Annotated in this window: 27 protein-coding genes; 7 read left to right on the top strand and 20 right to left on the bottom strand. The window is 64.9% G+C overall.

Annotation, left to right across the window (positions count from 1 at the left end):
- Positions 1–2: 2 nt before the first annotated feature.
- Genes EJ078_RS02945 through EJ078_RS02955 form a run of 3 tightly spaced genes read right to left on the bottom strand, consistent with a single transcriptional unit; the run spans position 3 to position 2,705 of the window.
- Positions 3–707 carry an ABC transporter ATP-binding protein gene (locus EJ078_RS02945; protein WP_066998451.1) on the bottom strand — a complete coding sequence of 235 codons (705 nt, stop codon included), beginning with the start codon at positions 705–707 and terminating at the stop codon, positions 3–5.
- Positions 700–1,500, bottom strand: a complete 801-nt coding sequence (locus EJ078_RS02950; RefSeq protein ID WP_245456958.1) for an ABC transporter ATP-binding protein — start codon at positions 1,498–1,500, stop codon at positions 700–702. The genes EJ078_RS02945 and EJ078_RS02950 overlap by 8 nt, the downstream gene beginning before the upstream one ends.
- A complete protein-coding gene (locus EJ078_RS02955; protein WP_127403787.1) occupies positions 1,497–2,705 on the bottom strand; it encodes an ABC transporter substrate-binding protein in 1,209 nt (402 codons plus the stop codon). The genes EJ078_RS02950 and EJ078_RS02955 overlap by 4 nt, the downstream gene beginning before the upstream one ends.
- 553 nt (positions 2,706–3,258) lie before the next feature.
- On the opposite strand from EJ078_RS02955, the gene EJ078_RS02960 reads away from it, so the two are divergent.
- Positions 3,259–3,579, top strand: coding sequence for a hypothetical protein (locus tag EJ078_RS02960; protein ID WP_095778258.1), 321 nt, complete (start codon positions 3,259–3,261; stop codon positions 3,577–3,579).
- 172 nt (positions 3,580–3,751) lie between these two features.
- Here the strand turns inward: EJ078_RS02960 and EJ078_RS02965 are convergent, their stop codons facing one another.
- Positions 3,752–4,348: a YdeI/OmpD-associated family protein gene (locus tag EJ078_RS02965; RefSeq protein ID WP_127214968.1), complete on the bottom strand. Its 597-nt coding sequence runs from the start codon at positions 4,346–4,348 to the stop codon at positions 3,752–3,754.
- A 291-nt stretch (positions 4,349–4,639) separates the two neighbouring features.
- Here EJ078_RS02965 and EJ078_RS02970 point away from each other — a divergent pair, with 291 nt between their 5' ends.
- Positions 4,640–5,368 (top strand): SDR family oxidoreductase, encoded by a 729-nt coding sequence (locus tag EJ078_RS02970; protein WP_127403788.1) that lies wholly within the window; start codon positions 4,640–4,642, stop codon positions 5,366–5,368.
- On the opposite strand, the gene EJ078_RS02975 is transcribed toward EJ078_RS02970, so the two are convergent.
- Together EJ078_RS02975 and EJ078_RS02980 are read right to left on the bottom strand one after the other, a co-directional pair.
- Entirely contained in the window at positions 5,319–6,260 is a 942-nt protein-coding gene (locus tag EJ078_RS02975; RefSeq protein WP_127403789.1) for a LysR family transcriptional regulator, read from the bottom strand. The two genes, EJ078_RS02970 and EJ078_RS02975, sit on opposite strands and share 50 nt — an antisense overlap.
- A gap of 1 nt (position 6,261) precedes the next feature.
- The gene (locus tag EJ078_RS02980) at positions 6,262–7,164 is read right to left on the bottom strand and encodes a S1C family serine protease (protein ID WP_127216446.1); all 903 of its coding nucleotides are present in this window, start codon (positions 7,162–7,164) and stop codon (positions 6,262–6,264) included.
- A gap of 211 nt (positions 7,165–7,375) precedes the next feature.
- Here EJ078_RS02980 and yghU point away from each other — a divergent pair, with 211 nt between their 5' ends.
- A complete protein-coding gene (yghU, locus tag EJ078_RS02985) occupies positions 7,376–8,245 on the top strand; it encodes a glutathione-dependent disulfide-bond oxidoreductase (protein ID WP_095801381.1) in 870 nt (289 codons plus the stop codon).
- A 178-nt stretch (positions 8,246–8,423) separates the two neighbouring features.
- Here yghU and EJ078_RS02990 read toward each other — a convergent pair whose 3' ends face one another.
- A complete protein-coding gene (locus tag EJ078_RS02990; RefSeq protein ID WP_208721067.1) occupies positions 8,424–8,969 on the bottom strand; it encodes a YbhB/YbcL family Raf kinase inhibitor-like protein in 546 nt (181 codons plus the stop codon).
- Between the two features lie 355 nt (positions 8,970–9,324).
- Here EJ078_RS02990 and EJ078_RS02995 point away from each other — a divergent pair, with 355 nt between their 5' ends.
- Entirely contained in the window at positions 9,325–9,678 is a 354-nt protein-coding gene (locus EJ078_RS02995; protein WP_127216444.1) for a hypothetical protein, read from the top strand.
- A 241-nt stretch (positions 9,679–9,919) separates the two neighbouring features.
- On the opposite strand, the gene EJ078_RS03000 is transcribed toward EJ078_RS02995, so the two are convergent.
- On the bottom strand, positions 9,920–11,086 hold the full coding sequence (locus tag EJ078_RS03000) for a PLP-dependent aminotransferase family protein (protein ID WP_208721607.1): 1,167 nt from the start codon (positions 11,084–11,086) through the stop codon (positions 9,920–9,922).
- 402 nt (positions 11,087–11,488) lie between these two features.
- Here EJ078_RS03000 and EJ078_RS03005 point away from each other — a divergent pair, with 402 nt between their 5' ends.
- A complete protein-coding gene (locus EJ078_RS03005; RefSeq protein ID WP_067322535.1) occupies positions 11,489–11,803 on the top strand; it encodes a GYD domain-containing protein in 315 nt (104 codons plus the stop codon).
- A 128-nt stretch (positions 11,804–11,931) separates the two neighbouring features.
- On the opposite strand, the gene EJ078_RS03010 is transcribed toward EJ078_RS03005, so the two are convergent.
- The 7 genes from EJ078_RS03010 to EJ078_RS03040 all read right to left on the bottom strand — a co-directional run bounded on the left by EJ078_RS03010 (position 11,932) and on the right by EJ078_RS03040 (position 19,846).
- Positions 11,932–12,087 (bottom strand): DUF1127 domain-containing protein, encoded by a 156-nt coding sequence (locus EJ078_RS03010; RefSeq protein WP_082953795.1) that lies wholly within the window; start codon positions 12,085–12,087, stop codon positions 11,932–11,934.
- 397 nt (positions 12,088–12,484) lie between these two features.
- Positions 12,485–13,732, bottom strand: coding sequence for an amidohydrolase family protein (locus EJ078_RS03015; RefSeq protein WP_127216441.1), 1,248 nt, complete (start codon positions 13,730–13,732; stop codon positions 12,485–12,487).
- A 357-nt stretch (positions 13,733–14,089) separates the two neighbouring features.
- On the bottom strand, positions 14,090–14,545 hold the full coding sequence (locus EJ078_RS03020; protein WP_127216440.1) for a GFA family protein: 456 nt from the start codon (positions 14,543–14,545) through the stop codon (positions 14,090–14,092).
- A gap of 85 nt (positions 14,546–14,630) precedes the next feature.
- Positions 14,631–15,182 (bottom strand): isochorismatase family protein, encoded by a 552-nt coding sequence (locus tag EJ078_RS03025; RefSeq protein WP_208721068.1) that lies wholly within the window; start codon positions 15,180–15,182, stop codon positions 14,631–14,633.
- A gap of 90 nt (positions 15,183–15,272) precedes the next feature.
- Complete coding sequence (locus EJ078_RS03030; RefSeq protein WP_127403792.1) at positions 15,273–17,285, bottom strand: amidase; 2,013 nt, start codon at positions 17,283–17,285, stop codon at positions 15,273–15,275.
- A gap of 247 nt (positions 17,286–17,532) precedes the next feature.
- The gene (locus EJ078_RS03035) at positions 17,533–18,333 is read right to left on the bottom strand and encodes a hypothetical protein (protein ID WP_245307468.1); all 801 of its coding nucleotides are present in this window, start codon (positions 18,331–18,333) and stop codon (positions 17,533–17,535) included.
- The gene (locus EJ078_RS03040; RefSeq protein ID WP_245459084.1) at positions 18,251–19,846 is read right to left on the bottom strand and encodes a WD40 repeat domain-containing protein; all 1,596 of its coding nucleotides are present in this window, start codon (positions 19,844–19,846) and stop codon (positions 18,251–18,253) included. Before EJ078_RS03040 ends, EJ078_RS03035 begins: the two co-directional genes overlap by 83 nt.
- 555 nt (positions 19,847–20,401) lie before the next feature.
- Between EJ078_RS03040 and EJ078_RS03045 the strand changes: the two genes are divergently transcribed.
- On the top strand, positions 20,402–20,509 hold the full coding sequence (locus EJ078_RS03045) for a putative RiPP precursor (RefSeq protein WP_127214356.1): 108 nt from the start codon (positions 20,402–20,404) through the stop codon (positions 20,507–20,509).
- A gap of 76 nt (positions 20,510–20,585) precedes the next feature.
- Positions 20,586–20,675 carry a lasso RiPP family leader peptide-containing protein gene (locus tag EJ078_RS03050; RefSeq protein ID WP_164746769.1) on the top strand — a complete coding sequence of 30 codons (90 nt, stop codon included), beginning with the start codon at positions 20,586–20,588 and terminating at the stop codon, positions 20,673–20,675.
- A 157-nt stretch (positions 20,676–20,832) separates the two neighbouring features.
- Here EJ078_RS03050 and EJ078_RS03055 read toward each other — a convergent pair whose 3' ends face one another.
- The 5 genes from EJ078_RS03055 to EJ078_RS03075 all read right to left on the bottom strand — a co-directional run bounded on the left by EJ078_RS03055 (position 20,833) and on the right by EJ078_RS03075 (position 26,010).
- A complete protein-coding gene (locus EJ078_RS03055) occupies positions 20,833–22,023 on the bottom strand; it encodes a hypothetical protein (protein ID WP_127214352.1) in 1,191 nt (396 codons plus the stop codon).
- A gap of 162 nt (positions 22,024–22,185) precedes the next feature.
- Positions 22,186–22,962 carry an exodeoxyribonuclease III gene (xth, locus tag EJ078_RS03060; protein ID WP_127214362.1) on the bottom strand — a complete coding sequence of 259 codons (777 nt, stop codon included), beginning with the start codon at positions 22,960–22,962 and terminating at the stop codon, positions 22,186–22,188.
- Positions 22,963–23,131: 169 nt separating this feature from the next.
- Entirely contained in the window at positions 23,132–23,782 is a 651-nt protein-coding gene (locus EJ078_RS03065) for an alpha/beta family hydrolase (protein WP_127214350.1), read from the bottom strand.
- 192 nt (positions 23,783–23,974) lie between these two features.
- Positions 23,975–25,087, bottom strand: a complete 1,113-nt coding sequence (locus tag EJ078_RS03070; RefSeq protein WP_127214346.1) for a tetratricopeptide repeat protein — start codon at positions 25,085–25,087, stop codon at positions 23,975–23,977.
- 11 nt (positions 25,088–25,098) lie between these two features.
- On the bottom strand, positions 25,099–26,010 hold the full coding sequence (locus EJ078_RS03075; RefSeq protein ID WP_067322505.1) for a Ku protein: 912 nt from the start codon (positions 26,008–26,010) through the stop codon (positions 25,099–25,101).
- Between the last annotated feature and the right edge of the window lie 50 nt (positions 26,011–26,060).

The raw sequence follows: 26,060 nt of genomic DNA on the forward strand, positions 1-26,060 counted from the left end.
CATCATACCCCCAGCACCTCGTGCAGTTTGTCGGTGTGCGCGGAAAGCTGGCCGACCGGGAAACCTTCCACCACCTTGCCGTGATCCATCAGGTAGAAGCGATCGGCGATGCGGGCGGCGAAGCGGAAATTCTGCTCGACCAAAAGGATGGTCATGCCACGCTTCTTCAGCGTCGCCAACAATTCGCCGATGCGCTGGACGATGACCGGCGCAAGGCCTTCGGTCGGCTCGTCGAGCAAAAGCATTTCGACGCCGGTCCTCAGGATGCGGGCGATCGCCAGCATCTGCTGCTCGCCGCCGGAAAGCTTCGTGCCCTGGCTGTTGCGACGTTCCTTGAGGTTGGGGAAGAGGTCGAAGATCTCCTCCACGCTCATGCCGCCCTTGGCCACCACCGGCGGCAGGATCAGATTTTCGTCGACGGTGAGCGTGGCGAAGATGCCGCGCTCCTCCGGCACGAAGCCGATGCCCTGATGGGCGACGCGGTGCAACGGCAGGCGGATCAGGTCCTTGCCATTGAAAGTGACGGAGCCTGTCCGCTTGCGGATCAGGCCCATGATGGCGCGCAGCGTCGTCGTCTTGCCGACGCCGTTGCGGCCAAGCAGCGTAACCGTCTCGCCGCGCAGGACTTCGAGGTTGACGCCGTGCAGCGCATGGCCCTCGCCGTACCAGGCATGAAGGTCGCGCACGGCAAGCAGTGGCTCACTCATGCTCGGTCCCCATATAGGCGACGCGCACGCGCTCGTCCTGGCTCACAGTCGCGTAGTCGCCGGCGGCAAGCACCTGGCCGCGCTGCATGACGGTGATCCAGTCGCAGAGATCGGCAACGACGGTGAGGTTGTGCTCGACCATCAGCACGGCGCGGTCTTTCGCCAGCGAGCGGATGATGCCTGAGATCGTGCCGACATCCTCATGCCCCATGCCGGCCATCGGCTCGTCGAGCAGCAGAACTTTTGGATCGAGCGCCAGCGTGGTGGCGATTTCCAGCACACGCTTCCTGCCATAGGAGAGATCGCCCGCCAGCCGATGCGCGGCGTCGTCGAGCCCGACTATGGCTAGCAGCTGGCGCGCCCGGGGCGTCAGCTGGTCCAGCGCCGAGACCGGGCGCCAGAACTGATAGCCCAGCCCGCCCGGACGCTGCAGCGCGACGCGCACATTGTCGAGCACGCTGAGATGCGGAAAGATCGCCGATATCTGGAAGGAGCGTACAAGGCCCATGCGCGCCACCTTGGCCGGCGGCGTGCGGGTGATGTCGGTGCCGAGCAGCTGGATGGTGCCGCTGGTCGGCTGCAGGAATTTGGTCAACAGGTTGAAGATGGTGGTCTTGCCGGCGCCGTTCGGGCCGATCAAGGCATGGATCCTGCCGTGGTGGACGTCGAGGTCGACATCCTTCACGGCGACGAATCCGGCGAAGTCGCGCCGCAGGCCGCGGGCGGAAAGCACCACCCGCGGCGTCTGGTCGATGCCGTCCCGGCGGACGGCGGTGGCGGTGTCGAGCGTCACTTGCTGACGAGCGGGCAGCCGCTGTCCTCGGCTTTCATGAAGGCCTTGTCGCCGGGAATGGTCGCCAGGTAGGTGTAGTAGTCCCAGTCCTTCTTGCTCTCCTCCGGCTTCTTGACCTGGTAGAGATACATGTCGTGCACCATCGAGCCGTCGGCCTGCACCTTGCCGTTCACCGTGAACACGTCGTTGACCGGCATCTCATGCAATTGCTTGGCCACCGCTTCAGTCTCGTCGGTGCCGGCCTTGTCGATGGCCTTCAGATACTGCGTCACCGCCGAATAGGTGCCGGCCTGGACCATGTTTGGCATGCGGTTGGTGCGCTTGAAGAAGCGTTGCGCGAAATCGCGGCTCACATCGTCGCGGTCCCAGTAATAGCCTTCCGTCAGCACAACGCCCTGCGCCGCCTGCAGGCCAAGGCCATGCACCTCGGCCAGCGTGAAGAGCAGCGCCGCCAACCGCTGGCCGCCGGCGACGATGCCGAACTCGGCCGCCTGCTTGATCGAGTTCGAGGTGTCGAGGCCGGCATTGGCTAGGCCGATGATCTTGGCGCCGGAGGACTGCGCCTGCAGCAGGAAGGAGGAATAGTCGGTGGAGCCAAGCGGATAGCGCACCTCGCCCAGCACCTTGCCGCCACTGGATTCCACGAGCTTGGCGGTCTGGTCCTTCAGCGAATAGCCGAATGCATAGTCGACGGTGATGAAATACCAGCTGTCGCCGCCCTGCTGCACCAGTGCGCCGCCGGTGCCGACCGCTTGGGAGTGGGTGTCGTAGGCCCAGTGGAAACCATAGGGCGAGCACTGCTTGCCGGTGAGGTCGGTGGAGGCGGCGCCGGTGACGATGTCGATCTTCTTCTTTTCCTTGGAAAGCCCCTGGACGGCGAGCGCGACGGAAGACGTGGTGAGCTCCATGATCGCGTCGACCTGCTCGGTGTCGTACCACTGGCGCGCGATGTTGGAGGCGATGTCCGGCTTGTTCTGGTGGTCGGCGCTGACGATCTCGATTGGCGCGCCCTGCACCTTGCCGCCGAAATCCTCGACCGCCATCTTGGCGGCCTCTACCGACCATTTGCCGCCGAAATCGGCATAGACGCCGGACTGGTCGTTCAAGATGCCGATCTTGACCTTGCCGTCCGAGATTTCGCCAGCCGCCGCCGGCATTGCGGATACCGCAATGAGCGCGGCGGAGACGAGATAGGATGCTTTCACTGGTAGTTCCTCCCTTGTGGTCAACCACGGGAAACGCGGCGGACCTCGCAATGGTTCAACAGTTCCGTCGGATTGTGGATTGAGGCCTCGATCCCGCCTGCCACTCCTATTCTTGCGGGCCTGCTCGTTTGCGGCTGGGCCGCCGCGCGCCTTGGGTGCACGGGCGCGAGCCTAGCATCACATTTCGCTGGCCGGGAATGCTATTTTCGTAGCATGCGGATGGGTTGGGGGCAGCATGGTGTCCCTTCACCAGGGCAGCCGCTTGCCATCGCTAAAAAGCCGCCGGTCGGACCGTCGGGCAAGGTTGCGGCGCAGACGATGCCGGCCGCGCCTTGCGCGACGGGGCGGCCGCCGGCACCGCCCATGTCGCGACCCAGCCGGGGCAGGTCGAATTGACCAGCAAGCGCCCCCTCCCCGCCAGACACAATCCGGAAACAAGATTCAACAGCCCGGAAAAACTCGCGAAAAGACCGGCTGTCATAAGCGGCACCGGAGCAGCCGAACTACGGCCAGCGACAACCTGATATCGATCTTCGAAAAGGAATGCCGACTTATGAAAAAGACCCTTCTCTCCGTTCTCGGCCTGGCGGTCGCGCTTGCTTTCGCGGTGCCGGCGCTCGGCACTACCGAAGCCAACGCTGCCGCGACCACGACGGCTGCGACCACGACGACCACCGCGGCTCCGGCTGCGGCCACCGAGACGGCCAAGCCGGACGCCAACGGCCCGCACAAGAAGCATGTCAAGCATCATCGCCGTCACGCCCGCAAGCATCACGTGAAGAAGCACTCGAAGCATCACGCCAAGAAGCATCATGTGAAGCACCACACCAAGAAGCGTACCCACAAGAAGCACGGCAAGAAGCTCGCCGCATAAGGCGCGTCGCCGGCTTTTGGCTTTTCAGCAATTGGCCAAAGACTTCATGACCGGATGATCCCGGACCGCTTCAACAGGGTTCGGGATCATCGCTTCCCGGAAACGCCGTCCCTCAAAGGCGGCGTTTTTGCTTACCGGGTCGCTGGCGCGGTCGTCCGGTCCGGATCGTGCCCTACTTCTTCTGCGGATAGATCGTCTCGCCGCGCTTCAGCATTTCGACGAACGTCTCGATCTTCTTCTTGCGCCCCGCCTCGGTCTTCATGTTGTGGACGCGGAAGGCGAGCGCGAAACGGTTCTGCGCCGAAAGCTTTGCCAGCATCGCTTTGGCCTTCGGTTCGGCATCGATCGCGGCCTGCAGGTCGGGCGGAATTGTCATCTCTTTCGAGCCGCCATAGGCGCGGTCCCAGCGGCCATCGGCTTTGGCCGCCTCGACTTCGCGCAGGCCATGCTCCGTCATGCGGCCCTCTTCGATCAAGCGCGCGACGTTGTCGACGTTGATCCTGCTCCAGATGCTCTTCCTGCCGCGCGGCGTGTAGCGCTGCAGAAAGCTCTTCTCGTCGAGCGACTTGCGCACCGCATCGATCCAGCCGAAGCAGAGCACGACGTCGATCGCTTCCTTCGGCGTGATCGAAGGAAGGCCAGAGCCAACCTTGTGGATCTTGACCCAGACCTCGCTTTCGCCGGCGTGGTTTTGCCTGAGCCAGGCGTAGAAGGTTTCAGCGTCCGAGAACTCGTGGACCTTGCTCGGGTCGACCTTGATGGGGGCCATCGGTGTTCCTTCTTTTGCGTGAGCCGAGGCTCCGATCTTCCCCTTTGTTGGGAGACGGCCGGCAGGCCAGAGGGCGCGCTGTCGCGCCAATCCTGTCGAGTCGTCGTCGCCGCTTTGGCTTATAGTCGTGGGGAGTTTAAGGCCGCGTTCCTTCGCGCGCCGTCTGCCCTGCTGGCTGAATTATCAGAGCCGCGCCAGCCAACCATCGGACTCTCCGATAACACTATCAGTTTCTTCCGTTTCCCCTGCGGGTGCCGGCCTGCCACATCACCGTCCATGCAAAGGAAAGGCATGGACATGGACGAGACAAAAATCCTGATCGTCGGCGGCGGTTCGGGCATGGGGCTGGCGCTTGCCAGGCGCTGCCTCGACGAAGGCGCCGGCGTCATCATCGCCGGGCGTAATGCAGCGAGGCTGAACGCCGCGCGCGATGAGCTCGATCGCCCGGCCGCGCTGGCAACGGCGATGGCAGACATCAGCCGCGAGGCCGAGGTCGCGGCGCTGTTCGCGCGCATCGGCCGGCTCGAGCATATCGTCAGCACGGCGGCCGATATCGAAGGCGCCTACCGGCTTTTGCCCGAGATCGAGCTTTCGGCGGCGCAAAAGGTTGTCGACAGCAAGTTCTACGGGCCGCTGCTGTTGGCCAAGCATGGCGCGCCGAAACTTTCGGCCAATGGTTCGCTCACCTTCGTCTCCGGCATTGCCGCCTACCGCCCGGCCGCGCGCGGCTCGGTGGTCGCGGCCGTCAACGCCGGGCTCGAAGGGCTGGTGCGGGCCTTGGCGATCGAGCTGGCGCCGATCCGAGTCAATGCCGTCTCGCCCGGCTGGGTCGACACGCCGATCTGGCAATTCGTTGCCGGCGATGCGAAGGACGAGACGCTTGCCGCGATGGCGAAGCGCCTGCCGGCGGGACGGGTCGGACGGCCGGAAGACATTGCGGACGCGATCCGCTTCCTGATGGGCAACGGCTTTACGACGGGAACGACGCTGCATGTCGAGGGCGGGCAGCGGCTGGTCTGACGAGCGCGAAGTTTTCGCCCATCGCCGCGAGCAAGAGCTTCAGCGCCGGCGGCTGGACGCGCCGGCGCCGCCAGATCATGACCAGCTCCGCCGAGCGGATCGGGCCCGGCCATGCGATCTCGGCCACCTCGCCGCGATCGAGCGCCGCGGCGACCGCCAGCCGCGGCACAAGGCCGAAGCCGGCGCCGGCCGCCACCAGGCCGGCGATGGCGTCAATGCTGCCAGCCTCGGCCGCGAGCTTCGGTCCGCCGAGGCCCGCCTCGGTGAAGGTCGTGTCGACCATGACGCGGTAGACGCATGCGGTTTCGGTGGCGACGAAACGCTTTTCGGCAAGCTCCCCCAGATCGACATCCGCCCGGTTCTCGCCCGGCGGCGCGATCAGCACCAGCGGCTCGGCCGCGACGGGGCGCCTGGCGAAGCGCTCGTCGGGCTCGCTGGCGCCCGGTCTGTCGAAGCAGAAGGCGACGTCGATCCCACCCTCTCCCAGCCTGCGGCGCAACTCGCCGCTGCCTGCGATTTTCAGCCTGATGTCGATGTCGGGATGAACGGCCTGGAAACCGGCGAGCCAGCCGGGAAGTTTTGCCGAAGCGATCGTCTCGAGCGCGCCGAGCGTGAGGCTGCCGGCCGTCTCGGCCTTGGTGGCATCGATGGCGGCCCGGGCGTCGTCGGCGAGCGCCAGCAATTCCTCGGCGTAAGGTTGCAGCGCCTCGCCGGCCGGCGTCAGGTCCAGCCCTTGCCGCGACCGTATGAACAGCGTCGCGCCCAGCTCGGCCTCGAGCGCCTGGATCTGGTCGCTGACGCTCGACTGTGCGAGATTGAGCTCGCCCGCCGCGCGCGTGACCTTGCGTGTGCGCGCGACCGCGAGAAAGGTCTTCAGCAGCCTTGGATGCACGTTACTGCAGCTGCGGCTTCTTGAGGAAGGAGTTGCGGTCGGCCGATTTTACGCGAAGCCAGGTCTCACGGCCGTCGCGCACGACGCGCAACGGAATTTCCGCGCCGGCCGGGTTCTGCCAGAGTTTTCGATAGAAGTCGGCGAGACCGTCAACCTCGCCGTCGCGCACGTCGGAGATGATGTCGCCTTGGCGAAGGCCAGCCTTTGCCGCGGGACCACCTTCGGCGACGCTCATCACCACCACCATGCCGTTCGACTCCGCCGAGAAGGCGCCGAGCCACGGGCGCGGCGGCTTGCCGACCTGGCCGCGCTTGACCAGATCGTCGAGGATCGGCGTCAGAAGGTCGATCGGCACGATCATGTTGACGTCGGCGACCTCGCCGGCGCGGCTCATCTGCAGGCGCAGCGAGCCGACGCCGAGCAGCTTGCTGTCACGGTCGAACAGCGCAGCACCACCCCACGAGGGATGCGCCGGCGCGGTGAAGATCGCCTCGTCGATGAGATATTCCCAATAGCCGGCGAATTCCTGCTTGGTGACGATGTGGGCGTCGACCTGCTGGCCGATGCCGTCGGCAAGCGTCACGGCGTCGCCGATATTGGCCTTCCTGGGGTTGCCGAACTTGACCGCCGGCAGCCCGAGCGGCGCCAGCGCCTGCACCAGGCCGAAGCCGGTCTCCTGGTCATAGGCCAGCGCATGCGCCGCAACCACGCGGCCGTCCTGGTCGGTCAGCCAGACCTCCTCGGCCTCGGTGATGAGATAGCCGATAGTGAGAACCAGCCCGTTGTCGCGGATCACCACGCCGCTGCCCTCGCGGCGCGTGCCCAGCGCATCGGCGGTGAAGGCGTCGTCCGGAACCGTGGCGCGCACGGCCACGACGGAGCGCGAGATTTTTTCGATGGTCATCGTCGATCCTGAATTACGGGTCTTTTTCTATAAGTATGGCCAAAGGGACGCGGTGCAAGGGCATCTGTCCCTGACGGAGAAGGCGGGGCGCTGCTGGCCCAAGCGTTAGTTCAACGAAATTTGAACTTTTTTCTTTGACGCCCGCGCAACCGCACCTAAATCTTGCGCCAACGAACCCCGCATCCCGCTCACAGCAACAAGGCCTCCCGAGATGAACCAGTACAACCCGCCGAAAGTCTGGACCTGGAACAAGCCGAATGGCGGCACCTTCGCCTCCATCAACCGGCCAGTCGCCGGGCCGACGCACGAGAAGGAATTGCCTGTCGGCAAGCATCCGCTTCAGCTCTATTCGCTGGCCACGCCCAACGGCCAGAAGGTGACGATCATGCTGGAGGAGTTGCTGGCGCGCGGCCACAAGGGCGCCGAATACGACGCCTGGCTGATTCGCATCAATGACGGCGACCAGTTCGGCTCGGGCTTCGTCGAGGTCAATCCGAACTCCAAGATCCCGGCGCTGATGGACCGCAGCGAGCCGAAGCCGGTGCGCGTGTTCGAGTCGGGCTCGATCCTCACCTATCTGGCGGAAAAATTCGGCGAGTTTCTGCCGACGGAGCGTGCAGCGCGGGCCGAAACCTTCTCGTGGCTGTTCTGGCAGATGGGCTCGGCGCCCTATCTCGGCGGCGGCTTCGGGCATTTCTACGCCTATGCGCCGGAAAAGATCGAATACGCCATCGACCGCTTCGCCATGGAAACCAAGCGGCAGATGGACGTGCTGGATCGGCGGCTGGCGGAAAGCGAGTATCTCGCCGGGCCGGATTACACCATCGCCGACATGGCGGTCTGGCCCTGGTATGGCGGGCTCGCCAAAGGCCGCAGCTACAACGATGCCGCGCAGTTCCTCGCCGTGCATGAATACAAGCACGTGCAGCGCTGGGCCGACGCGATCGACGCCAGGCCGGCGGTAAGGCGCGGCCGCATGGTCAACCGCATCTCCGGCGATCCGGCCTATCAGTTGCACGAGCGCCACGACGCCAGCGATTTCGAGACGAAGACGCAGGACAGGTTGCAAGCGGCGGAGTGAGCTGCTGATCTCCCCGCCTTGCGTGGGAGATGGCCGGCAGGCCAAAGCGGTTCGCTGCGCGTGGAGCGCCGACGCCCGACGAACAACAAGAGGGCAAGTTGGCGCATCGTGCGCGCCGACCCCCTCTGTCGCCTTCGGCGACATCTCCCCCTCGAGGGCCCTTAAAGGGGGAGATCAGCTACCTCCCGTAGGTATACGTCACACTGGCCTCCGCCAGCGCCTGGCTCTTCGCCGCGACCGACACCATTTCGGGCGACGGATTTTCCGGCGTGCGCAGCTTTGCCTCACTCAGCGCATAGAGCGTGAAGACATAGTGGTGCGTGCCGCTGCCGGGCGGCGGACATGGGCCGAAATAGCCGGTGCGACCGACGCTGCCCGTGCCGGACACTGTGCCCTTCGGCAGGCGCTTGCCGCTTTTGGAGCCGGCGCCCTCGGCGAGGCCCTTGGCGCTTGCCGGGATGTTCCAGGCAAGCCAATGCCAGAACCCCTTGCCGTCGTTGGCATCGGGATCGAACATGGTGAGCGCGTAGCTCCTGGTGCCCGCCGGTGGGTCCTTCCAGCCAAGCGCGATCGAGACGCTCTTGCCGCCGCATCCGGGCTTGTCGCCGAGATATTTTGCGTCCCACTTGTCGTTGTAAACCGATGGGCTGGAGATCTCGAAGGCGGATGCCTGGGTCGCGAAGGCAGCGAAGGCAAGTCCAATCAGGCTGAGGCGCGAAGTCATGGCTTCACTCCTTCTACTTGGATTGCCCAAAGTCTATCCGAAAGGCGCGCCGGAGCCGAGCAACTTTGCGTGACGGCCGGCAGGCGCCGGAGCTGCCGATTTCCCCCACAAGGAGGAGTTCCGGAGCACTGCCGACGAGCAGTGTCACGCGCGGCGGCGAGTCCATACTATCCCCCTCTCGCCAACGCGGGCGACCCGATTTGTCCTTGCGGCCCTTCCTAAAGGTGCCGCCACCCGATCTTGCCGTTAGGCCAACAGAGCTATGCGGTTCTTCACGAATTTTTTCAGCCGGAACATCCCCTGGAAAGCTCCGTTGGAAACTTAGTCAACGATGCAAACCAATGGAGATTTCCTGATGATGAAGAAGATTCTCGCAGCTTCCGTTCTTACCCTGGCGCTCGCGACCTCGGGCGCCATGGCTCAGACAGCCGGTGCAAGCGGCGACGCCAGCGGCAGCGTTTCGGGCGGCGTCTCGGGCACGACTGGCGGCGCCTCGGGCAGTGCGACGGGCGGTGCCACGGTCACCACGCCGACAACCCCTGGCACGGATACGACCACCACGAATTCCACGAATTCCATGAATTCGACGAATTCGACGAACCAGCCGGCCGGTATGCAGGATCGCTGCAAGGATACGGGCGCTAACGATACCGAGAACAACACGGCCAGCGGCAATACGACCTCGAACATGCAGAACTGCAACAAGTAGGGCGGTTTCGATTCGCGCCGGATCGCCGACACAAAAAAGCCCCGCCGGTGGAAGCCGTCGGGGCCCTTTCGTTGAGGCCTTGAAGGTGGGACTTCGCTGCCTGCCGATCCAGGGGGTGTTGGATCGGCCGCGACCCTAGCCGAAGAATCGGCGGGGCTATAATCACGGCTGCGCACTACCAATCACGCCTGCGCGAGAAGGAGGTGATAGCCGGCTGTCGATCTCTCTTTGAGGGAATTGGCTACCTCAGCAGCTTCGCCAATCGCGGCACGCCCTCGCCCACCGCGCGGTCGTCGGCCAGCGTGAAGGACATGCGCAGCGTGTTGCGGCCAGTGCCGTCGGCGTAAAAGGCGTTGCCCGGCACGAAGGCGACGCGCGCCTCTTTTACCGAACGCGCCAGCAACGCGGTGGCGTCACTGCCTTCGGGCAGCGTCAGCCAGACGAACATGCCGCCTTCCGGCCGGCTCCAGGAAATGCCGTCCGGCATGTTTTCCTCGAGCGCGCCGAGCAGCGCGTCGCGGCGACGGCGATAGGCACCGATCAGCTTCTCCACCTGGGCGTCGAAGATGGTCTCGGCAACGCGATGCATGACCATCTGGTTGATCGACGGGCTGTGCAGATCGGAGGCCTGTTTCATCAGCACCAGCTTTTCCACCACATGGCGCGGCGCGCAGACCCAGCCGACGCGCATGCCTGGCGACAGGATCTTGGAGAAGGAGCCGCAAAAGAGCGTGCGGGCATTGTCGATGCCGCCCGAGCGGGCACAATCCAGCGCCAGGATCGGCGGCACCGCCGCGCCGTCATACCGCAGCGCCCGATAGGCGGCGTCCTCGATGACGGCGATGTCGAGCTCGCCGGCGAGGTCGAGCACCGCCTCGCGCTGCTTGCTATCCAGCGTGTTGCCAGTCGGGTTGGCGAAATCCGGCACCAGATAGGCGAATTTCACCTTGCCGCCGTTGCCCGCGGCTGCCGCGCGATAGGCCTCCGGCGTCATGTTGCCGCCGGCGGTGTTCAGCCGGTCGTAACGCGGCTCGTAGGCGTTGAAGGCTTGCAGCGCGCCGAGATAGGTCGGCCAGGTGACCAGCGCGGTGTCGCCGGGCGACAGAAACAGCTTGCCGAGATAATCGAGCGCCTGCTGCGAGCCGGAGGTGATGAAGATGTTGCCCTCGTCGCATCGGATGCCGAGTCCGCCCATATAGCCGGCCAGCCATTTGCGCAGCGGCAGGAAACCTTCGCTGACCTGGTATTGCAGCGCGGCCCCCGCTTCCGCGCCGCCGAGCACGGCCTGATAGGCGTCGCCGATGGCCTCGGCCGGAAACAGCGAGGCATCGGGAATACCGCCGGCGAACGAGATGATGTCGGGCTGATCGAGCAGCTTCAGGAGCTCGCGGATTTCCGAGGCCTTCATGCGCGAGGAGCGCGAGGCCAGAAGGTTCAACAGGGTCAAAGCGCACCTCCCGCAGTGCTTCGTTCAGGGTCTTAGCATTTAGGTCAGCTTCGTTGACCTATTATCAGGCCACGTCCGTCGCGTGAATACACAAAACGGCCATGGCGCATCGCTCCGACGACATTTGGCCCACATATCCTGACGGAGATATCTGACACGACGGCGGTCCGCTCATCGCGGGATTGTCGTAATATTAGAATAGGCGCATATTGTCGCAAGCCGAAGCCGTGCTCCGGCTGAACCGCCTGTTGGCCATGGTGCCCGGGCGGTCCGTGACCAAGTCAAATGTCAGTGAAACAACAATCACCTCGGCTGCTCAAACCATTGAGCAGCCTGAGGCAATGATATTTGGAGGAGATAGCCATGAAGGTCACCATACTGGCAAGTTACGAACCCCATGCCGCCAAAGGGCTGATGCAGGGATCGAACCGCGAAGCTGCAATCCAGGCGCTCTTTGAAAGCGTCGGCGGCAGGATGAGCAGCGTCATGTTCACGCGCGGCATTTACGACGTCGTCGTCAATGGCGAGGTGCCGGATCAGGTCGCCGGGATGGGCATGGCCCTTGCCGTGCGCGCGAGCGGCTCGTTGAGCGAGCTGGTCGTCCTCGAAGAACTCGACATGAAGGCGGTGCTCGCGGTCGCCAACAAGGCTGCCGGGGCCTACAAGCCCGCCGGCTGACGGCCTGGCCAGGCAGCAGGGACGGCGCGTTCGTCGTCCCGTGCTGCCGGCATCACGTCACCGCAAGCCGAGGCTTTGCTTATGCATGCCCTTATCCCCAAACCGCTCCGCACTTTGGGCAACATGCATTAGAACGGCAATCGAATCTCGTCGTCCCGGGCCGTATCGGGCCATCCGATGTCCTTGCGGATCTCCGGTGGCAGTTCGTTCAGCTCGCGCGTCGTTCTGCGGCGCCTTCTCGCCTGCGCGAACGCGGCGCGGATTCGGTTAAGGCTCTTAAACATCGCAACCTCCACAAAGCAGCGGCAGAACTGGCGGCCGCCCTCCGGGCGCCGCTTTTGAGGTGCGTCTGTAACCAGGCGATTGCGCGCAGACGGTGAATGCTTCACGAAGCCGGAGCGGCCTGAAACATTTGTGTGCGAATTAAATTGGGTTTCGACGCCGCGGCATTAGTGGCGAGCGCCAACAGGCGGCGCTGCCGGCTATGACGGGCGCACAATTGCTGACTGCCTTGCTCGCCAAGACAGGCGTCAGGCGTTAGTCCGTACTACCGGAAGGAAGTTGCTGCGCGGTCTGCGCCGAGAGCCGGCCTTTGCGGACGAGCGTCGGCTTCGTATATTCTTTCTTCATGGCGAAATGTCCCCTGCCTCGCCGGAAAAATGCGGTACGGCTATCGGACTGTCAAGCAGATCGCAGGCCGGTGGATGGCAGGCCGGTGAGGCGGGCCCGATCGACCACCTTCCCGTCCCTGACCACTTCCCTGCCTGCGCGATACACGGTTCGCTCCTTCGGCACCGCCACCACCGCTTCCGGCACATGCTCGGCCCTGAGCGCGACGAAATCGGCCTTGGCCCCGACGGCGATGCCATAGCCTTCGAGCCCCAGCGCCCTGGCGCCGGCATGGCTCACCACGTCGTAGGCTGCTTCCAGCTGGCAATCCTCGTAGAAGCCGGAGCGGTAGCCGATCATGTTGGCGCGGTTCAGCATGTCGCCATCGCCGTAAGGCCACCAGGAATCGCGGATGTTGTCGGAGCCGGCAAAGACCGTGACGCCCGCCTTGCGCAATGCCGCCACCGGCGGGAAAGGATGGTTGCCGGGCGCGTTGGTCATGATGGCGACGCCGGAGGCGGCGAGCAGCTCGCCGGCTTCGGCCAGCGCGTCGGCGGAAATGTCGCCCAGCGCATAGGCGTGGCTGACAGCGACTTTGCCTTGCATGCCCAGTGCCGTGGTCCGCGCGGCGATCTCCTCGATCTCGAACAGGCCGAGGGTGCCGCCGTCATGCAGGTGGATATCGATTCCGGCGCCGTGTTTTTCGGCAAGGCCGAAGACGACGTCGAGATGGCCCTTCACATCGCGGTCGAAGCTTGCCGGGTCCAGCCCGCCGATCAGATCGCAGCCGAGCTTCAAAGCCTCGTCCAGAAGCTCGGCGTTGCCGGGCGACGACTGGATGCCGCTTTGCGGGAAGGCGACGAGCTGGATGTCGATCAGCTCGCGATATTTTTCGCGCACGGCAAGGATCGTCTCGACATGTTTCAGCCCGACCGCGGCGTCGACCATGACGTGGCTGCGCATCGCAAGGCTGCCATTGCCGATGCAAAGCTCGAGCTGGTTTTTCGCGCGCTCTTCCATCGGCGCGGCCTGCTCGAGGTTCCGCATCTGGAAGGCGACCCGCTCGCGCACATCGAAGCCGTTGGTGCAGGGAATGTGCGAGCGCCAGGCATCGCCATAGAAGGAGGTGTCGAGATGGATGTGGCCCTCGACGAAGGCCGGCAGCACGAGCTGGCCGGCGAGATCGACGGCGCCTGGCGCCGCGCCGGCGGCATTGGCGGCGGGCGTGATGGCGTTGAAGCGGCCGTCGGCAACAGTGAGGTCGGCCAGGGAGCCGTCGGCGAGTTTTGCGTTGAGAAAGCGGGGCAAGATGCAATCCATCAGCAATGATGCATCAGTCGTCGTCCCTCGGCCGGCAGAGGTCAATGCGGATCGGGATAGAAAGTGTTTCGCCCAAGTTCTCGGTCACCCGCGGTTGGCAGATCGCGCGTGCCCGATCGGCTGCGCCGCCGTTAACCTTAATTCCAAGCGGCGGTGGGGAAGTCCCTGCTCCCTGCCTATTCCGCTATCGCGGAAGTTTCGGCACGAGAAAAACATGCCATAGTCCAGGCTGCGGTACGAGGCCGCCTTGGTCGACGCGGACGCCCAAGCACATCCCCAACAATGTCGCCCCCAACGGCCGCGTCGACCTTGTACTGAACGGCGATCTGACCCGGGTCGCCGTTTTGTTTTGGGCCATCAGGCCTGGGACTTGGCGTATTCCGCGACCAGCCCGTCATATTCCTCGAAGGCCGGCAGGGCCGCGTAGCTGTGCAGGGCGGGCGTCTCGGCCCATGGCAGCTTCTCGCTGGTCCAGGTCTCGACGAAAGGCGTGAACCAGGCGGGGTGGTCCAGCATGGTCGGGCGCAGGTTGACGAACCAGTCGAGCCCCTCCGGCCGGGTGAACATCCAGCTCATGCAGTAGCCGCAGAAATAGTGTTTCGAAGCGCCGTGCAGGCCGCCGATCACCGGCTCGCCCTTGGTGATCTCGAAGCCATCCGCGGGAATGGCGGCGCTCAGCGAATAAGCGCTCGACGACATCTTCTGGCAGCCGGTGCAATGGCAGGCCATGGTGAGCAGCGGCTTGGCGGAGATCCTGAGGCGCACGCGGCCGCAGCGGCAGCCACCTTCGGAGGGCAGGGAGGGGATTGGCATGAGCGCTCCTTGGTTGGTTTTCCCTTCTCATCCGTCGCCTTCGGCGACACGTTCTTCCCACAAGGAAGAAGGAGGAGCCAAGCCCTCAGCCCCCAATCAGCGCCGCGGTCGTCGTCAGCCGCGCGCCCTGCTCGGCGAAGGCTTTGTTGTGCCGGATGATGATGTCGGGCGCTTTCTCCTCCTCGGAATCGAGCGTCGAATGCGCATCCGAAACGATGGTGACGCCGAGGCCCTGGGCAAGAGCGCCTTTCACCGTGGCGGCAACGCAGAAATCGCTCTGCGCGCCGATGAGCACCACGTCGCGAACGCCCTGCCCCGCGACCCACTGCCCGAGCTCGGCGTTCGAGAAGGCATTGCCGACGCTCTTGCCGAAGGTTGGCTCACCGGCCGCCTGGCCGAGCTGCGGCCATACCGGCCAGCCGGAAGCGCCCGGCGCCAGCGGATCGCCCGCCGGCCCGTCATGGCGCACGAAGGCCACCTTGCGGCCGGTTTTGCGCGCCCAATCGATCAGTTTTCGCGCGCGCTCGGCAAGGACGTCGGCATCATGGATCGGCGGATCGAAACGGCCGTCGAACATGCCGGTCTGCAGGTCGATGACGATCAGCGGAGCGGCGGCCGAGGGAGCGGTATCTGGCATGGGCGCGAAGATAGCGGAGGTGGGGGTGGGTCAAGGACGGGGACGAAGCGTGGTCCCCCTGTTGTCAGGGAGATCTGCGATTCCCCCGCCTCAGCCAATCCCGCCCGTCACCACATAAGCGCCGGCGCTCCGCCCGTCCGCCAACCTCACGATCGCCGTGACGATCGAGCCGTAAGCGCCGCGCCAGACGCTGTGGAAGCCCTGATGCGTCGCAGCCGGCACGACGGCCCGGCCGGTGTGGCGGTTGCCGCTTCCCTGCATGGCGACCGGTTCGCCGTTGACGTGGACTTTCACGGCTGCCGTATCCAGTCCTGCGTCGTCTGCATCGATCTCGAGTGTGATCGCGATTTCGTCGCTGTCGCCGGCATGGATTGTCTCGGCGCTCAGCGCCAGAGCAAGCGGCGCGTCGCCAGCACCCGCCGCTCCCCTGCCCGCTGCAAACACATCATCCGCCAGCGGCGGCGTGCGTGGCGGGAGGGTGCGGCGCTTGGTGGCGCGCTCGTAGCCGCCGGCCATCATCAGCAGCGCCACGTCGTCATAGGCCTTGCCGGCGAAGGTGAGGCCGACCGGCATGCCGATATCGGCCATGGTGCCCATCGGCACCGTCACCGTCGGGATGCCGAGATGCCGCCAGACCAGATTGCCGTTAGCGACCCAGGTGCCGTTGCGCCAGGCAAGATCGGCGGAGGCCTCGTTGACATCCGCATCGGCCGGGCCGACATCGGCGACGGCCGGCAGCACCACGGCGTCGAGGCGGTTGGCGTCGAGCCAGTTCTGGAAGTCGATGCGGCGCGTCTCTTCCAGCCCCTTCAGCCCGTCCACAATGGTGGGGATGGCCTCGAGCGGGCTCACCCCGTTCTTCGCCCGCTCGACATAGTCCGCCAGGTCGAAGCCGTCGTCGCCATAGCGGTCGGGCAGCGTACCCGGCGGCTGTGGAAAGATTTTCGGGCCATCGACCGAGGCGAGATCGGGAATCGCAGGATCAGCATTGGCGCGCAGGAAATCGTCCCACGACCAGATTGACAGGTCCCAGATCTCGCGGTTTGCAAATTCCTCCGGCACCAGGCCGCGATCAACCATGGAGCGCGCGCCCGGACGGTCGCGCTCATAGTTCGATACGACGGGGAAATCGACCTCGACCACCTCGGCGCCGAGCGCCTGCAGGTCATGCGCGGCCTGCCGCCAGAGCTCCAGCACAGAGGCGCGCGTCTCGATCGGCCGGTCGGCGCCGAGATCCTTGCCGATATACATTTTCGGCACGCCGAGCCGCTTGCCCTCGATCGCGCCTTGCAGGGGAAGCCCGGTATAGCTCGCCGGCCTCAGCGCTGATGCCTTCGGGATCGAAACCCAGGGCTGCACACGCCAGAAGTCGCCGCGCGTGTCATGGTCGTCGGCGACGATGACGTCGAGCAGCTCCAGCATGTCCGGCACGCTCCGCGTATGCGGCACCACCACATCCATGGTCGGCACCAGCGGCCAGTTGCCGCGTACCGAGATCACGCCGCGCGACGGCGTGTAGGCGACCAGCGCGTTGTTGGAGGCGGGCGCGCGGCCGGATGACCAGGTTTCTTCGCCGAGCCCGAAGGCGGCGAAGGACGCGGTCGTCGCCGTCCCCGAGCCGTTCGACGAGCCGGAGGCGAAGGCGGCGGTGAGATAATCCTTGTTGTACGGGCTCTCGGCGCGACCATAGACGCCGCGCTGCATGCCGCCATTGGCCATCGGCGGCATGTTGGTGAGGCCGATGAGCACCGCGCCCGCGGTGCGCAGCCGGGCAATCGTGAAGGCGTCCTCGCTGGCGATCAGATGCTCGAAGGCCGGCGAGCCGGCCGCGACCGTCAGGCCTTTCACCTTGTAGCTGTCCTTGGCGGTGTAGGGGATGCCGTCCAGCGGTCCAAGCGTTTTGCCCGCGCGGCGTCGGCGGTCGGAAGCTGCCGCCTCCTCGAACACCTTTGGATTGAGGATGGGCACGGCGTTCAGCGCTATGCCGTGGCGGTCGTAATGGGCGATGCGCCGCAGGTACGCGCCGGTGAGCTCGACGCTTGTGACTGTGCCGTCTTCCAGCGCGCGGCGCAGGTCGGCGATCGAGGCTTCGACTATATTCATGGCTTGGCGAACCTCTTGTCAGCAATCACGTGTCCGGCGAAGGTTGGCTCGAAATTCGTAAGCCGCGATCCGTCACACCCCCCTCTGCCCTGCCGGGCATCTCCCCCGCAAGGAGGGAGATTGGATGTCGCGCAAGCTTTTGCCAAACCGCCGACGTTGCAGGGAGGGCCCCGTAGCCGATCTGCTGATCTCCAAAGGTCGGGGAGATGGCCGGCAAGCCAGAGGCGGGCGCTGTCCTGCCGACAATTCAGACGATCGAAGAGGTGCTAGTTCGGTGTTTTGACTTGCGTTCGATCCACCAGTCGTTCTGCCAATCTTCATAGCCGAGAAGCGAGCCCTCCATCCGCTCGAGAGATTCGTTCCAGCCGGTTTTGGCGAACACTTTCGATAACAGCAGAAACGCGTCTATCCGCCATTCCTCCCCGGGGAGTGAGAAGAAGGCGCGCCGCCACCCTTGGAAGTCGGGGAAACGGGCGTGCTCGGCTTCGGTAAAGGGAGTGTCGATGACATGACGCACCAACCGGCCCGAGCGCACAAACGGGTCGAAGCGAGCCAACGTTTCCGACAGCCATTCCGCCGGATAGGCGTCATGGAAGACTGCCAGCGGCTTGCGACCTTCCAGCATCAGCGGCAGCTCGAAATTCGTATGAACGAGATACGGGACCTCACGGATTGGATGCCAGGACTCGATGCGGTTGAGCCTTCGATCAAGCTCGCGAGGTGGAATGCATATCGCGCCAAGTCGCTCGAGGTCGTCCGGGTCCAAATGCCATGAACCGGATAGCTGTGGACTGTCGCACGCCAGAACCGCGCGAAGCTCTTCCAGGTCTGAGACGCGAATTCGGGCTTCGGCGACCGCCGAACCGGTCGCAGGATCGATCTCCTGCAGGACAAAATAGATGGATTCGGCAGTATTGCTCACATGGTGACGATGGCTGCTTGGACAATACTTGTACAGGCTTTCTTCAGACAGGCCACATTCCTTCGCTTGCCCCTCTGCCCTGTTGGGCATCTCCCCCGCAAAGGGGGGAGATTGGATGTCGCCCAAGCTGTCGCCAGTCTCCTACTTTGCTACTGCGGCGCGCCGGCGAACAGCACCGTGCCCTCCCTCCTGCCGCCGGCCAGTCGCGAATGGTGCGGTCGATGCCGCCGGTCAAAAGCGTGCCGTCGGCGGCGAAGGCGACCGAGTAGATCGGCCCGGTGCCGGGGTCGAACTCGGCGATCTCGGCGCCCGTATCCATATTCCAGATCCGCGCCGTGCCGTCGAGCGAGGCGGAGCCGAGCCGTTTCCCCTCGGCCGATAAGGCGAGCGCATAGACGGTGCCGGAGTGGCCGTCGAAGCGGCGCACCTCCTTGAAGGTGTCGAGGTCCCAGAGTTTTATCGTGTAGTCGCCACTGCCGGTCACCGCATGGTGGCCGTCGGCCAGGAAGAGCGCGCCATAGGCGCCGCGATCGTGGCCGGGCCAGCTGCGCAGCTGCTTGCCCGCAAGGATGTCCCAGAGCTTCAGTTCGCCGTCGATGCTGCCGGTGAGCGCCCTGGCGCCATCTGGCGAGATGGCGACGGAACTCACCGACCAATCGTGGCCCGGCAGGACATGCAGCACCGTGCCTTTCTGCAAATCCCAGACGACGACGGAACCGGTGTCGTGGCCGCTGACGGCGAGTTTGCCGTCGGGGCTGATCTTCAGTTGCCGGACGCCGCCGTTCGCTCCGGACGAGAAGACATGCAGCACTGTGCCATCGGAAAGCTGGCGCAGCACGATCTCGCCGTCGTCGCCGGCGGTGAGCGCGCTTCTGCCGTCGGGCATGAAGAGCGCGCTGCGCGCCATGTCCTTGTGGACGCCGAGGTCGCGGATCAGCCGCTTGCCGTCGATATCCCAGAGCTTGATCATGCGATCGGTGCTGGCGCTCATGATCTGGTGGCCGTCGGCCGACACCGCCAGCCAGACGACGGCATCGCGGTGGCCTTCCGGCGCGGTCGGCTGGGCTGGGGGCGGTGGCCGAGGCGGCGCCAGCGTCTGCGGCGGCGTGGCCGGCGCCAGCGCGGTCTGCCGGGCCGGCGTGGTTGCAGGCTGCGCCGGTGCGGCGGGCTGCGGCGGAGCGGCCGCCGGCTCGGACGATGCGGCCGTGGGCGCCGGCGCGACAGGCGCGGAGGCCGGCTCGGTCCCAGGCTCCGCCGGAGCGAAGGCGACTTCCCTGGCCGGCGCGGCCGCATCGCCCCCTGTTTCCCGCCACCGGCCGAACTGGTCGGCGAGGATGACGACAAGGGCAATGAGCGGCACGGCAAGCGCGATGCGGCGCAGCCGCGGACGCCCGGCCGGCACGGTCGCAGCGTCGCGGCCGAACAGCGGCGCCGAAGGCTCATGCCTTGGCGCGCCCGGCAGCAGGCCGGCAAGGAACGAAAGCCCGGCGAGAATCGAAAGCATGCCCGCCGCGCCGAAGATCCCGGCGCTCGTCGTGGCCGGGGGCTTGCCCCCCAGCGCCAGATAAAGCTTGGCGAAGCAAGCGAAGCCGACGACGAGCATCGCCAGCGCCAACAGCCTGTCGGTCGATCTTTTCATCGGCATCCCCCAGGCGCCTCCACTCCAACTGGCGGAAGGCGCATCGGCCATTCTAGCCGAGCTTTTCGCCGGGGCTAAGTGCAAGAGATCACACGAAGAAAGGTAAACGTGCTTTGGCGCGGCGTGACTTCTTCAATCCCGCCGCCGGCCGAATTTCGGCTTTACTCAGCCGGCCGGCCAATATCCCGATGCTCAGAACCGAAGCGTGATGTCTTTCGCTCCATAAACAAGCGGCCCGTGAGCAGAAAGCCACACTCCCCAAGAATAGCAAGCTCGACTACCCGCGCTGGTTGACAGCAAACGCTCTTATGACATTATCCGCCCGGGATTTTCAGGAGAGCCACAGCATGAAGAAGATTTACGAGAAGCCTGTGTTGGTCCGCAAAGGCAAGCTTTCGATGGTCGTCGCGGGTTCGACACCGGTCCCGGGTTGATTCGGGGACAGCTCGATCAGCTTCATTGATGTTTGAGGCCAGCTGTCATCCTGGCTTGTTGCGTGACAAGGCGGCTGATTATCGTCTTGTGTCAGTTCGAATGGTTAACGGGGGTTCAATCATGAAGAAGACTTACGAGAAGCCTGTGTTGGTCCGCAAAGGCAAGCTTTCGACAATTGTCGCCGGCGGTCCTTCTACTGTTATCAATGGCGGCAGCCCGGCGAGCTGATCTGCCGGACAATCTGCTGTTGATGCCTGCCGACCCTGGCTCCTTCTTGCGATCCAGGAAATTCGCGGAACCGGCCATGAAGAAAACCTATGAGAAACCAAGGCTGGTCAAGAAGGGCAGGCTTTCGGCAGTCACCGCCAACGGCGCCACTTCGCTCACCTTCTGACCATTACAGCGCGTTGCACCGCAATTCAGGCAACGCGCTGCAATTCCTTGTTTTAATGCACTTCTTCTCCCGAAGCTGCGGCATCCTCTGGGCGACCCAGTTCGCCTTTGCTTGACACATGTCCCCCGCAAAGCCGCCGCGCTTTAGCCGACATGCATCAGAGCGCCAGCACGAGATCATCCAACACCATCTGCCAGTGATGCTTGGTCGATAGACGCACGCGCGTCACCGCCTTCAGCATCGGCGCGTATTGAACCGGCGCCAGCGCCGACAGCGTGACCTCGTCGCGCGCGATCAACTCGTCCCCCAGCCAGCTTTCGACCAGCGCGCTCTCCCCTTCCGAGCGCAGCCATGCGGCGTTCAGCATCACCGAATGGAAGCCGAAAGGCGCCGCACGGCCGAACTCTGCCGGATGGCCGCTGCTGGTATAGGCGATATAGGCGCCCGAGACGTTGCCGTTGACGTAGCCTTCGCTGTTCCTGGTGTGGTCACGCGACATGGCGTTGAGATTGTACCAGTCGAGCCCGGCGTACCCGGAAGGAATCTTGCTCAGGCCGCGCGTGGTGATGTCGTCGAAGCCGATGGTGCTGAGCGCCGCGTCGGGCTCAAGCGCCCCGGACGCAAGCAAGCCGAGGTCGGCCGGATAGGCCGACAGCGCGAGGCGCCGGTCGAACCCGCCGCCGGCGATCACGACCTGATCGGCCTCGGCGGCGAGCGGGAAGCGGAAGGTGGTGGCCGCGCCGAGCGGGTGGCTTTCGAGCAGCTGGCCGTTGCCCATCACGGATAGGGTTGCGGTGGCCGCGGCCGGCGTCCTGCCGCTCACCATGCGCGCAGGGGTAAGGCCGACGGGCCTTGGCAGGCCCTCTCCGGCCAAACCGACGAGCGAGCCGGGCGCATCCGTCACGCGCACAGACTGGTTCTCGTTGGCGCCGCTGGCGCGCCAGCCGGGCGGCACGGAGACTGAAAAGCGAAAGGTTCCAGGCGAGCGGATCACGGCGCTGCGCCGCTTCGACGACATCGGGAAGTTGGCAAAACCGGCAGCGTTGCTTTGCGCCGCGACGATGAAGCGGCCGGACTCGTCGAACAGCCGCACCACGATGCCGGCAATCGGGCGGTCGGCCTGACCATAGGTTCCATCGCCGTCGACATCCATGAAGACGAAGGATGAGAAGTTCAGCTTGCCGGATGTCGGACCCCAGGCGGTGCGGGGTGCATAGTCGCCGGCCGGATTGGCACTGCCGCGCGCCCTGCGGCGCTTGCGCCGCCGGCGCAAAGCGAGCGCGATGAGGGCAATGGCGCCGGCGATGACAAGGACGGAGATGAAGAGAACGAGGGCGTTGTCAGCCACGGCGGGAGAGCGTTGGCTGGAGAAAAATACTCAAGCTGAAAAGCATAAGGTCCGCGTCCCCTCGTAGTCCTGCGAAAGCTAACGCGAGCCGTCGTTGCTGCACAGCCATTATTTGCGAGGGGCAGCGCTGACGTAATCTTCTCCCTTTGTTGTGGAAGAAGGTCAGGTCGCCAACTCCACCCACACCGGCGCATGGTCGCTGGCATTTTCCTCGGCACGCACCTCCCGATCGATGCCCGCTCCTTTCAGCTTCCGCACCAGCTTCTTCGACAACAGAATGTGGTCGAGCCGTAAGCCGGCGTCGCGCGGCCAGCGGTTCCGGCGGTAGTCCCAGAACGTGTAGAGCTTCTCCTCCTTCGGAAAGACCTTGCGCAGCGCATCCGTCCAGCCCTGATCGATCAGCGCCGCAAAGGCGGCGCGGCTTTCAGGCTGCACCAGCGCGTTGTCGTCATAGGAGCGGGTGGCGTAGATGTCGCGCGGCTCGGGCACAATGTTGAAGTCGCCGGCAAGCACCACCGGCAGGCCGGTGTCGAACAATTCGCTCGCATGCGCCGCGAAGCGCTGGTGCCAGGCGAGCTTGTAGGTGAATTTCGGCCCGGGCTGCGGATTGCCGTTCGGCGCGTAGAGGCAGGCAATCACGATGCCGTTGACCGCCGCCTCGATGTAGCGCGCCTGGCGGTCGGCATCGTCGCCGGGCAGCGCGTCGCGTGTCAGCACCGGCTCGGCGCCGCGAGCCAGGATGGCGACGCCGTTCCAGGTCGGCTCCCCCTTCCACACCGCGCCATAACCGGCCTTCGCCAGCCGGGTCAGCGGAAACTGCGTGTCGCGGGATTTCAGTTCCTGCAGGCAGACGACGTCGGGCTTGGCTTTGACGAGCCAAGCCAAGAGGTTTTCCAGCCGGCTGTTGATGTTGTTGATGTTGAAGGTGGCGAGTTTCATTTGCCGAAGACGCCTCTTCATTCGTCATCCTCGGGCTTGACCCGAGGATCCATGCCGTGACCATCGCCGTGGAACTCTGCGGGGGCAAAATTCTGAGCCGTTGCAATGCCTTAGCGTCACGGCATGGATCCTAGGGTCTGCGCCGCGTCGCTTCGCTCCTTGCTTCGCCCTAGGATGACGAAGCGAGAGGCGCCATCCGAGCTTTTATCGTCTCCGCCACCGTCTTCAGGTGATCCGCCACCGAAAAACCCGACACCGCCTTGCGGGGCTTGAGATCGTGGTCGCCGTCCTCCAGCCAGACCACCTCTATTGCCGCTGACAGCCCGTAGGTCGCGACCTCGTCCCTGGTGCCGAACTCGTCGCGCGTGCCCTGGAAGATCAGCGTCGGGGTCTTCAGGTCGGTGAGATGTTTTGTCCGCAGTTGCTCCGGCTTTCCCGGCGGATGGAAGGGGTAGCCCAGACAAACCAGGCCAGCGATCTCGCCCTTGGCAAACATCTCGTCGGCGACCATCGAGGCGACGCGCCCGCCCATCGACTTGCCGCCAATGATGAGCTTGCCGGTCAAGCCTTTGGCGCGCAGATCGCCGATCGCCTTGACATATTCCGGGTTCACCGTCTCGGCGCGCGGCGGCGGCTTGCGATGGCCAAAACGGCGCGCAGCCATGTAGTGGAACTCGAAGCGCGCGACGCGGAAGCCGGCGGTGGCGAGAGCCTTGGCGGTGGCGGTCATCGAGGGAGAGTCCATCGCCGCACCCGAGCCGTGCGCGAGCAGAATGGTGACGGGGGCGGAGTCGGGGCCGTCGAAGAGGAAGTAGGTCATCGGGCGGGCTTCCTGGCAAGGCCGCACTCCGTCCCACCCCCCTCTGCGCTGCCGCGCATCTCCCCCGCAAGGGGGGAGATTGGCAGCTTTGGCGCCGCGCCTGACCTCTTACGCTGGTGATTGGCGAAAGCGGACGCGACGGCTGATCTCCCCCCTTGCGGGGGAGATGGCCGGCAGGCCAGAGGGGGGTGCTCAGGCCCGAACATCTCGCTCGCCAGCCATGTGCAAATCCACGAACTGGATCCCCTTCTGCGCCAGTCTTGCCCATTCGGACTCCGCGTCGAGCTCCAGATAGCGTGCCCAAAGCCGGCGGGCGTCGGCCAGATTGCCGGCGTCGAACTCAAGCCGGGCCAGGTTGAACACCGGGTCGGCATAGGCCTTGTCGAGCGCCATCGCCTTCTGCAGGTGCCGCCGCGCCGACGCGACCTTGCCTTCGTCGCCCACCAAGCCGGCGAGGTTGAACCAGGCTTCGACGAAGCCGGGATCGAGCTTTATCGCGCGGGCATAATCATGCGCGGCTTCCGCTGCGCGGCCGACGCCGCGCAGGCAGTTGGCGCGGTTGAAGGCGGCGATGGCATCTTTTGGATCGATCGCCATGCAGCGCTGGTAGAGCGCTGCGGCCTCGTCGTGCCGCCCCTCCTCTTCCGCGGCTTCCGCCTCGGCGAACAGCTCCTCGAGCGTGTCGTCTTCCGGTGAGCCGAGGTCGAAGAGAAGCTGGCCGTCGAGCTCGCTGCGGCCCTCGTCGAGATAGATCGCGTCCGGCCGGCCATGCTGCGAACCGAGATTGAGCGACTTGGCGGTGAGCGAGGCGACCGGACCGGAGCGATGCACCGAGCGCGCGATCGCGCCCCATGTCGCGCCGCTGGCGATCAACCCGGCAAATTTTCTGGCCAGGATCAGGTCGCGGAAGGAATAGGGTTCGCCGTCATGTTCGAAGGCGTCGAACAGCGACAGCATGTCGAGATCGCTGGCGGCAAGCCGCGACTGGTCGATCAGCGACTGCCGGGACAGCGACGACGCCTGAGGCGCCTTCAACAAGCCGAGCAAGCGCAGGAAGCCGTTTTCGCTGACCAATTCGCGCCCGGCTTCGCGCTCGGCCTGCACGCGGCGCTCGATGTCGCCATCGCCCGTTCTTGCCGTGGCCGCCTTGGCCAGCAGCGTGCGGCCGAACACGACATGGGTGGTGCGACGGGTGACGCCGCGCCTCAACTCGGCATGGCGGCGCTCGACCTCGCGCGCGGCGAGCCTGAGCGGAAACGCGGCCAGCGGGCCGACGGCGCCGAACACGGCGCCGGGGAGGATCACCGGCCCTCCCGTCACTTCTTGCTCTTGCCGACGGCTTTCAACAGGTTCGCTTTCAGCGGGTTCTCAGGCGCGCCGCCGCCGGCGGCCGCCTTCTTGGCGGGCTTGGCCGGCGCCTCCTCGGCCTTGCTCTTCGACTTGGCCGGCGGCTTGGCCGACTGCGACAGGCTCGCTTTCAGCGCATCCATCAGGTTGATGACATTGCCGCGTTCGGGCGCCGCCGCGATGATCGGCTTGTGGCCTTTGAGCTTCTCGCGGATCATCCCCATCAGCGCCACTTCGTAGCGATCCTCGTAATTCTTCGGATCGAAATGAGTTTCCTTCTGCTTGATCAGCGCCTGGGCGAGATCGAGCATTTCCGGATCCGGCTTGCCGGCCGGGATGTTGCCGAAATATTCAGCCGTGCCGCGCACTTCGTTGGGGTTCCTCAAGGTGCAGACGAACATGCCGTTCTCGCGCGGGCCGATCGTCACCACGCGCTCGCGGCTGGAAAGGACCAGGCGGGCGATCGCCAGCTTGCCGGATCTGCGCATCGCTTCGCGCAGCACCGCGAAGGTCTCCTCGGCCATGGCGCCGTCCGGGGCAAGGTAATAGGGCGAGTCCTGGTAGATGACGTCGACCTCATTCTCGTCGACGAAGGCCTCGATGTTCATCGTGTGGTTGGACTCGATCCGGACCGCGTCGAGGTCGGCATCATCGATGATGATGTACTGCTTGTCCTCATATTCGTAGCCCCTGACCAGGTCCGAGCGTTCGACCAGGCCGAGTTCGGGATCGACCGGCTTCATGTTGATGCGGTTGTGGGTCTTCTTGTGCAGCTGGTTGAACGAGATGCGCTCGCTCGCGCTGGTGGCCGGATAAAGCCGGACCGGACAGCTGACGAGGCTGAGCTTGAGGTAACCTTTCCAACTTGCCCTGGGCGCCATGATGAACTCCTACGCGGCCATGCACTGACAGTTTTACTTTTTTTGGAAGC

The sequence above is a fragment of the Mesorhizobium sp. M1A.F.Ca.IN.022.06.1.1 genome, from assembly GCF_003952605.1.
Lineage (GTDB): Bacteria > Pseudomonadota > Alphaproteobacteria > Rhizobiales > Rhizobiaceae > Mesorhizobium.

Excerpts from the sequence above, each read along its gene's own strand:
- EJ078_RS02945 (WP_066998451.1), bottom strand. The coding sequence starts at position 707 with ATGAGTGAGCCACTGCTTGCCGTGCGCGACCTTCATGCCTGGTACGGC.
- EJ078_RS02960 (WP_095778258.1), top strand. The coding sequence starts at position 3,259 with ATGAAAAAGACCCTTCTCTCCGTTCTCGGCCTGGCGGTCGCGCTTGCT.
- EJ078_RS02965 (WP_127214968.1), bottom strand. The coding sequence starts at position 4,348 with ATGGCCCCCATCAAGGTCGACCCGAGCAAGGTCCACGAGTTCTCGGAC.
- EJ078_RS02970 (WP_127403788.1), top strand. The coding sequence starts at position 4,640 with ATGGACATGGACGAGACAAAAATCCTGATCGTCGGCGGCGGTTCGGGC.
- EJ078_RS02980 (WP_127216446.1), bottom strand. The coding sequence starts at position 7,164 with ATGACCATCGAAAAAATCTCGCGCTCCGTCGTGGCCGTGCGCGCCACG.
- yghU (WP_095801381.1), top strand. The coding sequence starts at position 7,376 with ATGAACCAGTACAACCCGCCGAAAGTCTGGACCTGGAACAAGCCGAAT.
- EJ078_RS02990 (WP_208721067.1), bottom strand. The coding sequence starts at position 8,969 with ATGACTTCGCGCCTCAGCCTGATTGGACTTGCCTTCGCTGCCTTCGCG.
- EJ078_RS02995 (WP_127216444.1), top strand. The coding sequence starts at position 9,325 with ATGATGAAGAAGATTCTCGCAGCTTCCGTTCTTACCCTGGCGCTCGCG.
- EJ078_RS03000 (WP_208721607.1), bottom strand. The coding sequence starts at position 11,086 with ATGAAGGCCTCGGAAATCCGCGAGCTCCTGAAGCTGCTCGATCAGCCC.
- EJ078_RS03005 (WP_067322535.1), top strand. The coding sequence starts at position 11,489 with ATGAAGGTCACCATACTGGCAAGTTACGAACCCCATGCCGCCAAAGGG.
- EJ078_RS03010 (WP_082953795.1), bottom strand. The coding sequence starts at position 12,087 with ATGTTTAAGAGCCTTAACCGAATCCGCGCCGCGTTCGCGCAGGCGAGA.
- EJ078_RS03015 (WP_127216441.1), bottom strand. The coding sequence starts at position 13,732 with ATGGATTGCATCTTGCCCCGCTTTCTCAACGCAAAACTCGCCGACGGC.
- EJ078_RS03020 (WP_127216440.1), bottom strand. The coding sequence starts at position 14,545 with ATGCCAATCCCCTCCCTGCCCTCCGAAGGTGGCTGCCGCTGCGGCCGC.
- EJ078_RS03025 (WP_208721068.1), bottom strand. The coding sequence starts at position 15,182 with ATGCCAGATACCGCTCCCTCGGCCGCCGCTCCGCTGATCGTCATCGAC.
- EJ078_RS03030 (WP_127403792.1), bottom strand. The coding sequence starts at position 17,285 with ATGAATATAGTCGAAGCCTCGATCGCCGACCTGCGCCGCGCGCTGGAA.
- EJ078_RS03040 (WP_245459084.1), bottom strand. The coding sequence starts at position 19,846 with ATGAAAAGATCGACCGACAGGCTGTTGGCGCTGGCGATGCTCGTCGTC.
- EJ078_RS03045 (WP_127214356.1), top strand. The coding sequence starts at position 20,402 with ATGAAGAAGACTTACGAGAAGCCTGTGTTGGTCCGCAAAGGCAAGCTT.
- EJ078_RS03050 (WP_164746769.1), top strand. The coding sequence starts at position 20,586 with ATGAAGAAAACCTATGAGAAACCAAGGCTGGTCAAGAAGGGCAGGCTT.
- xth (WP_127214362.1), bottom strand. The coding sequence starts at position 22,962 with ATGAAACTCGCCACCTTCAACATCAACAACATCAACAGCCGGCTGGAA.
- EJ078_RS03065 (WP_127214350.1), bottom strand. The coding sequence starts at position 23,782 with ATGACCTACTTCCTCTTCGACGGCCCCGACTCCGCCCCCGTCACCATT.
- EJ078_RS03075 (WP_067322505.1), bottom strand. The coding sequence starts at position 26,010 with ATGGCGCCCAGGGCAAGTTGGAAAGGTTACCTCAAGCTCAGCCTCGTC.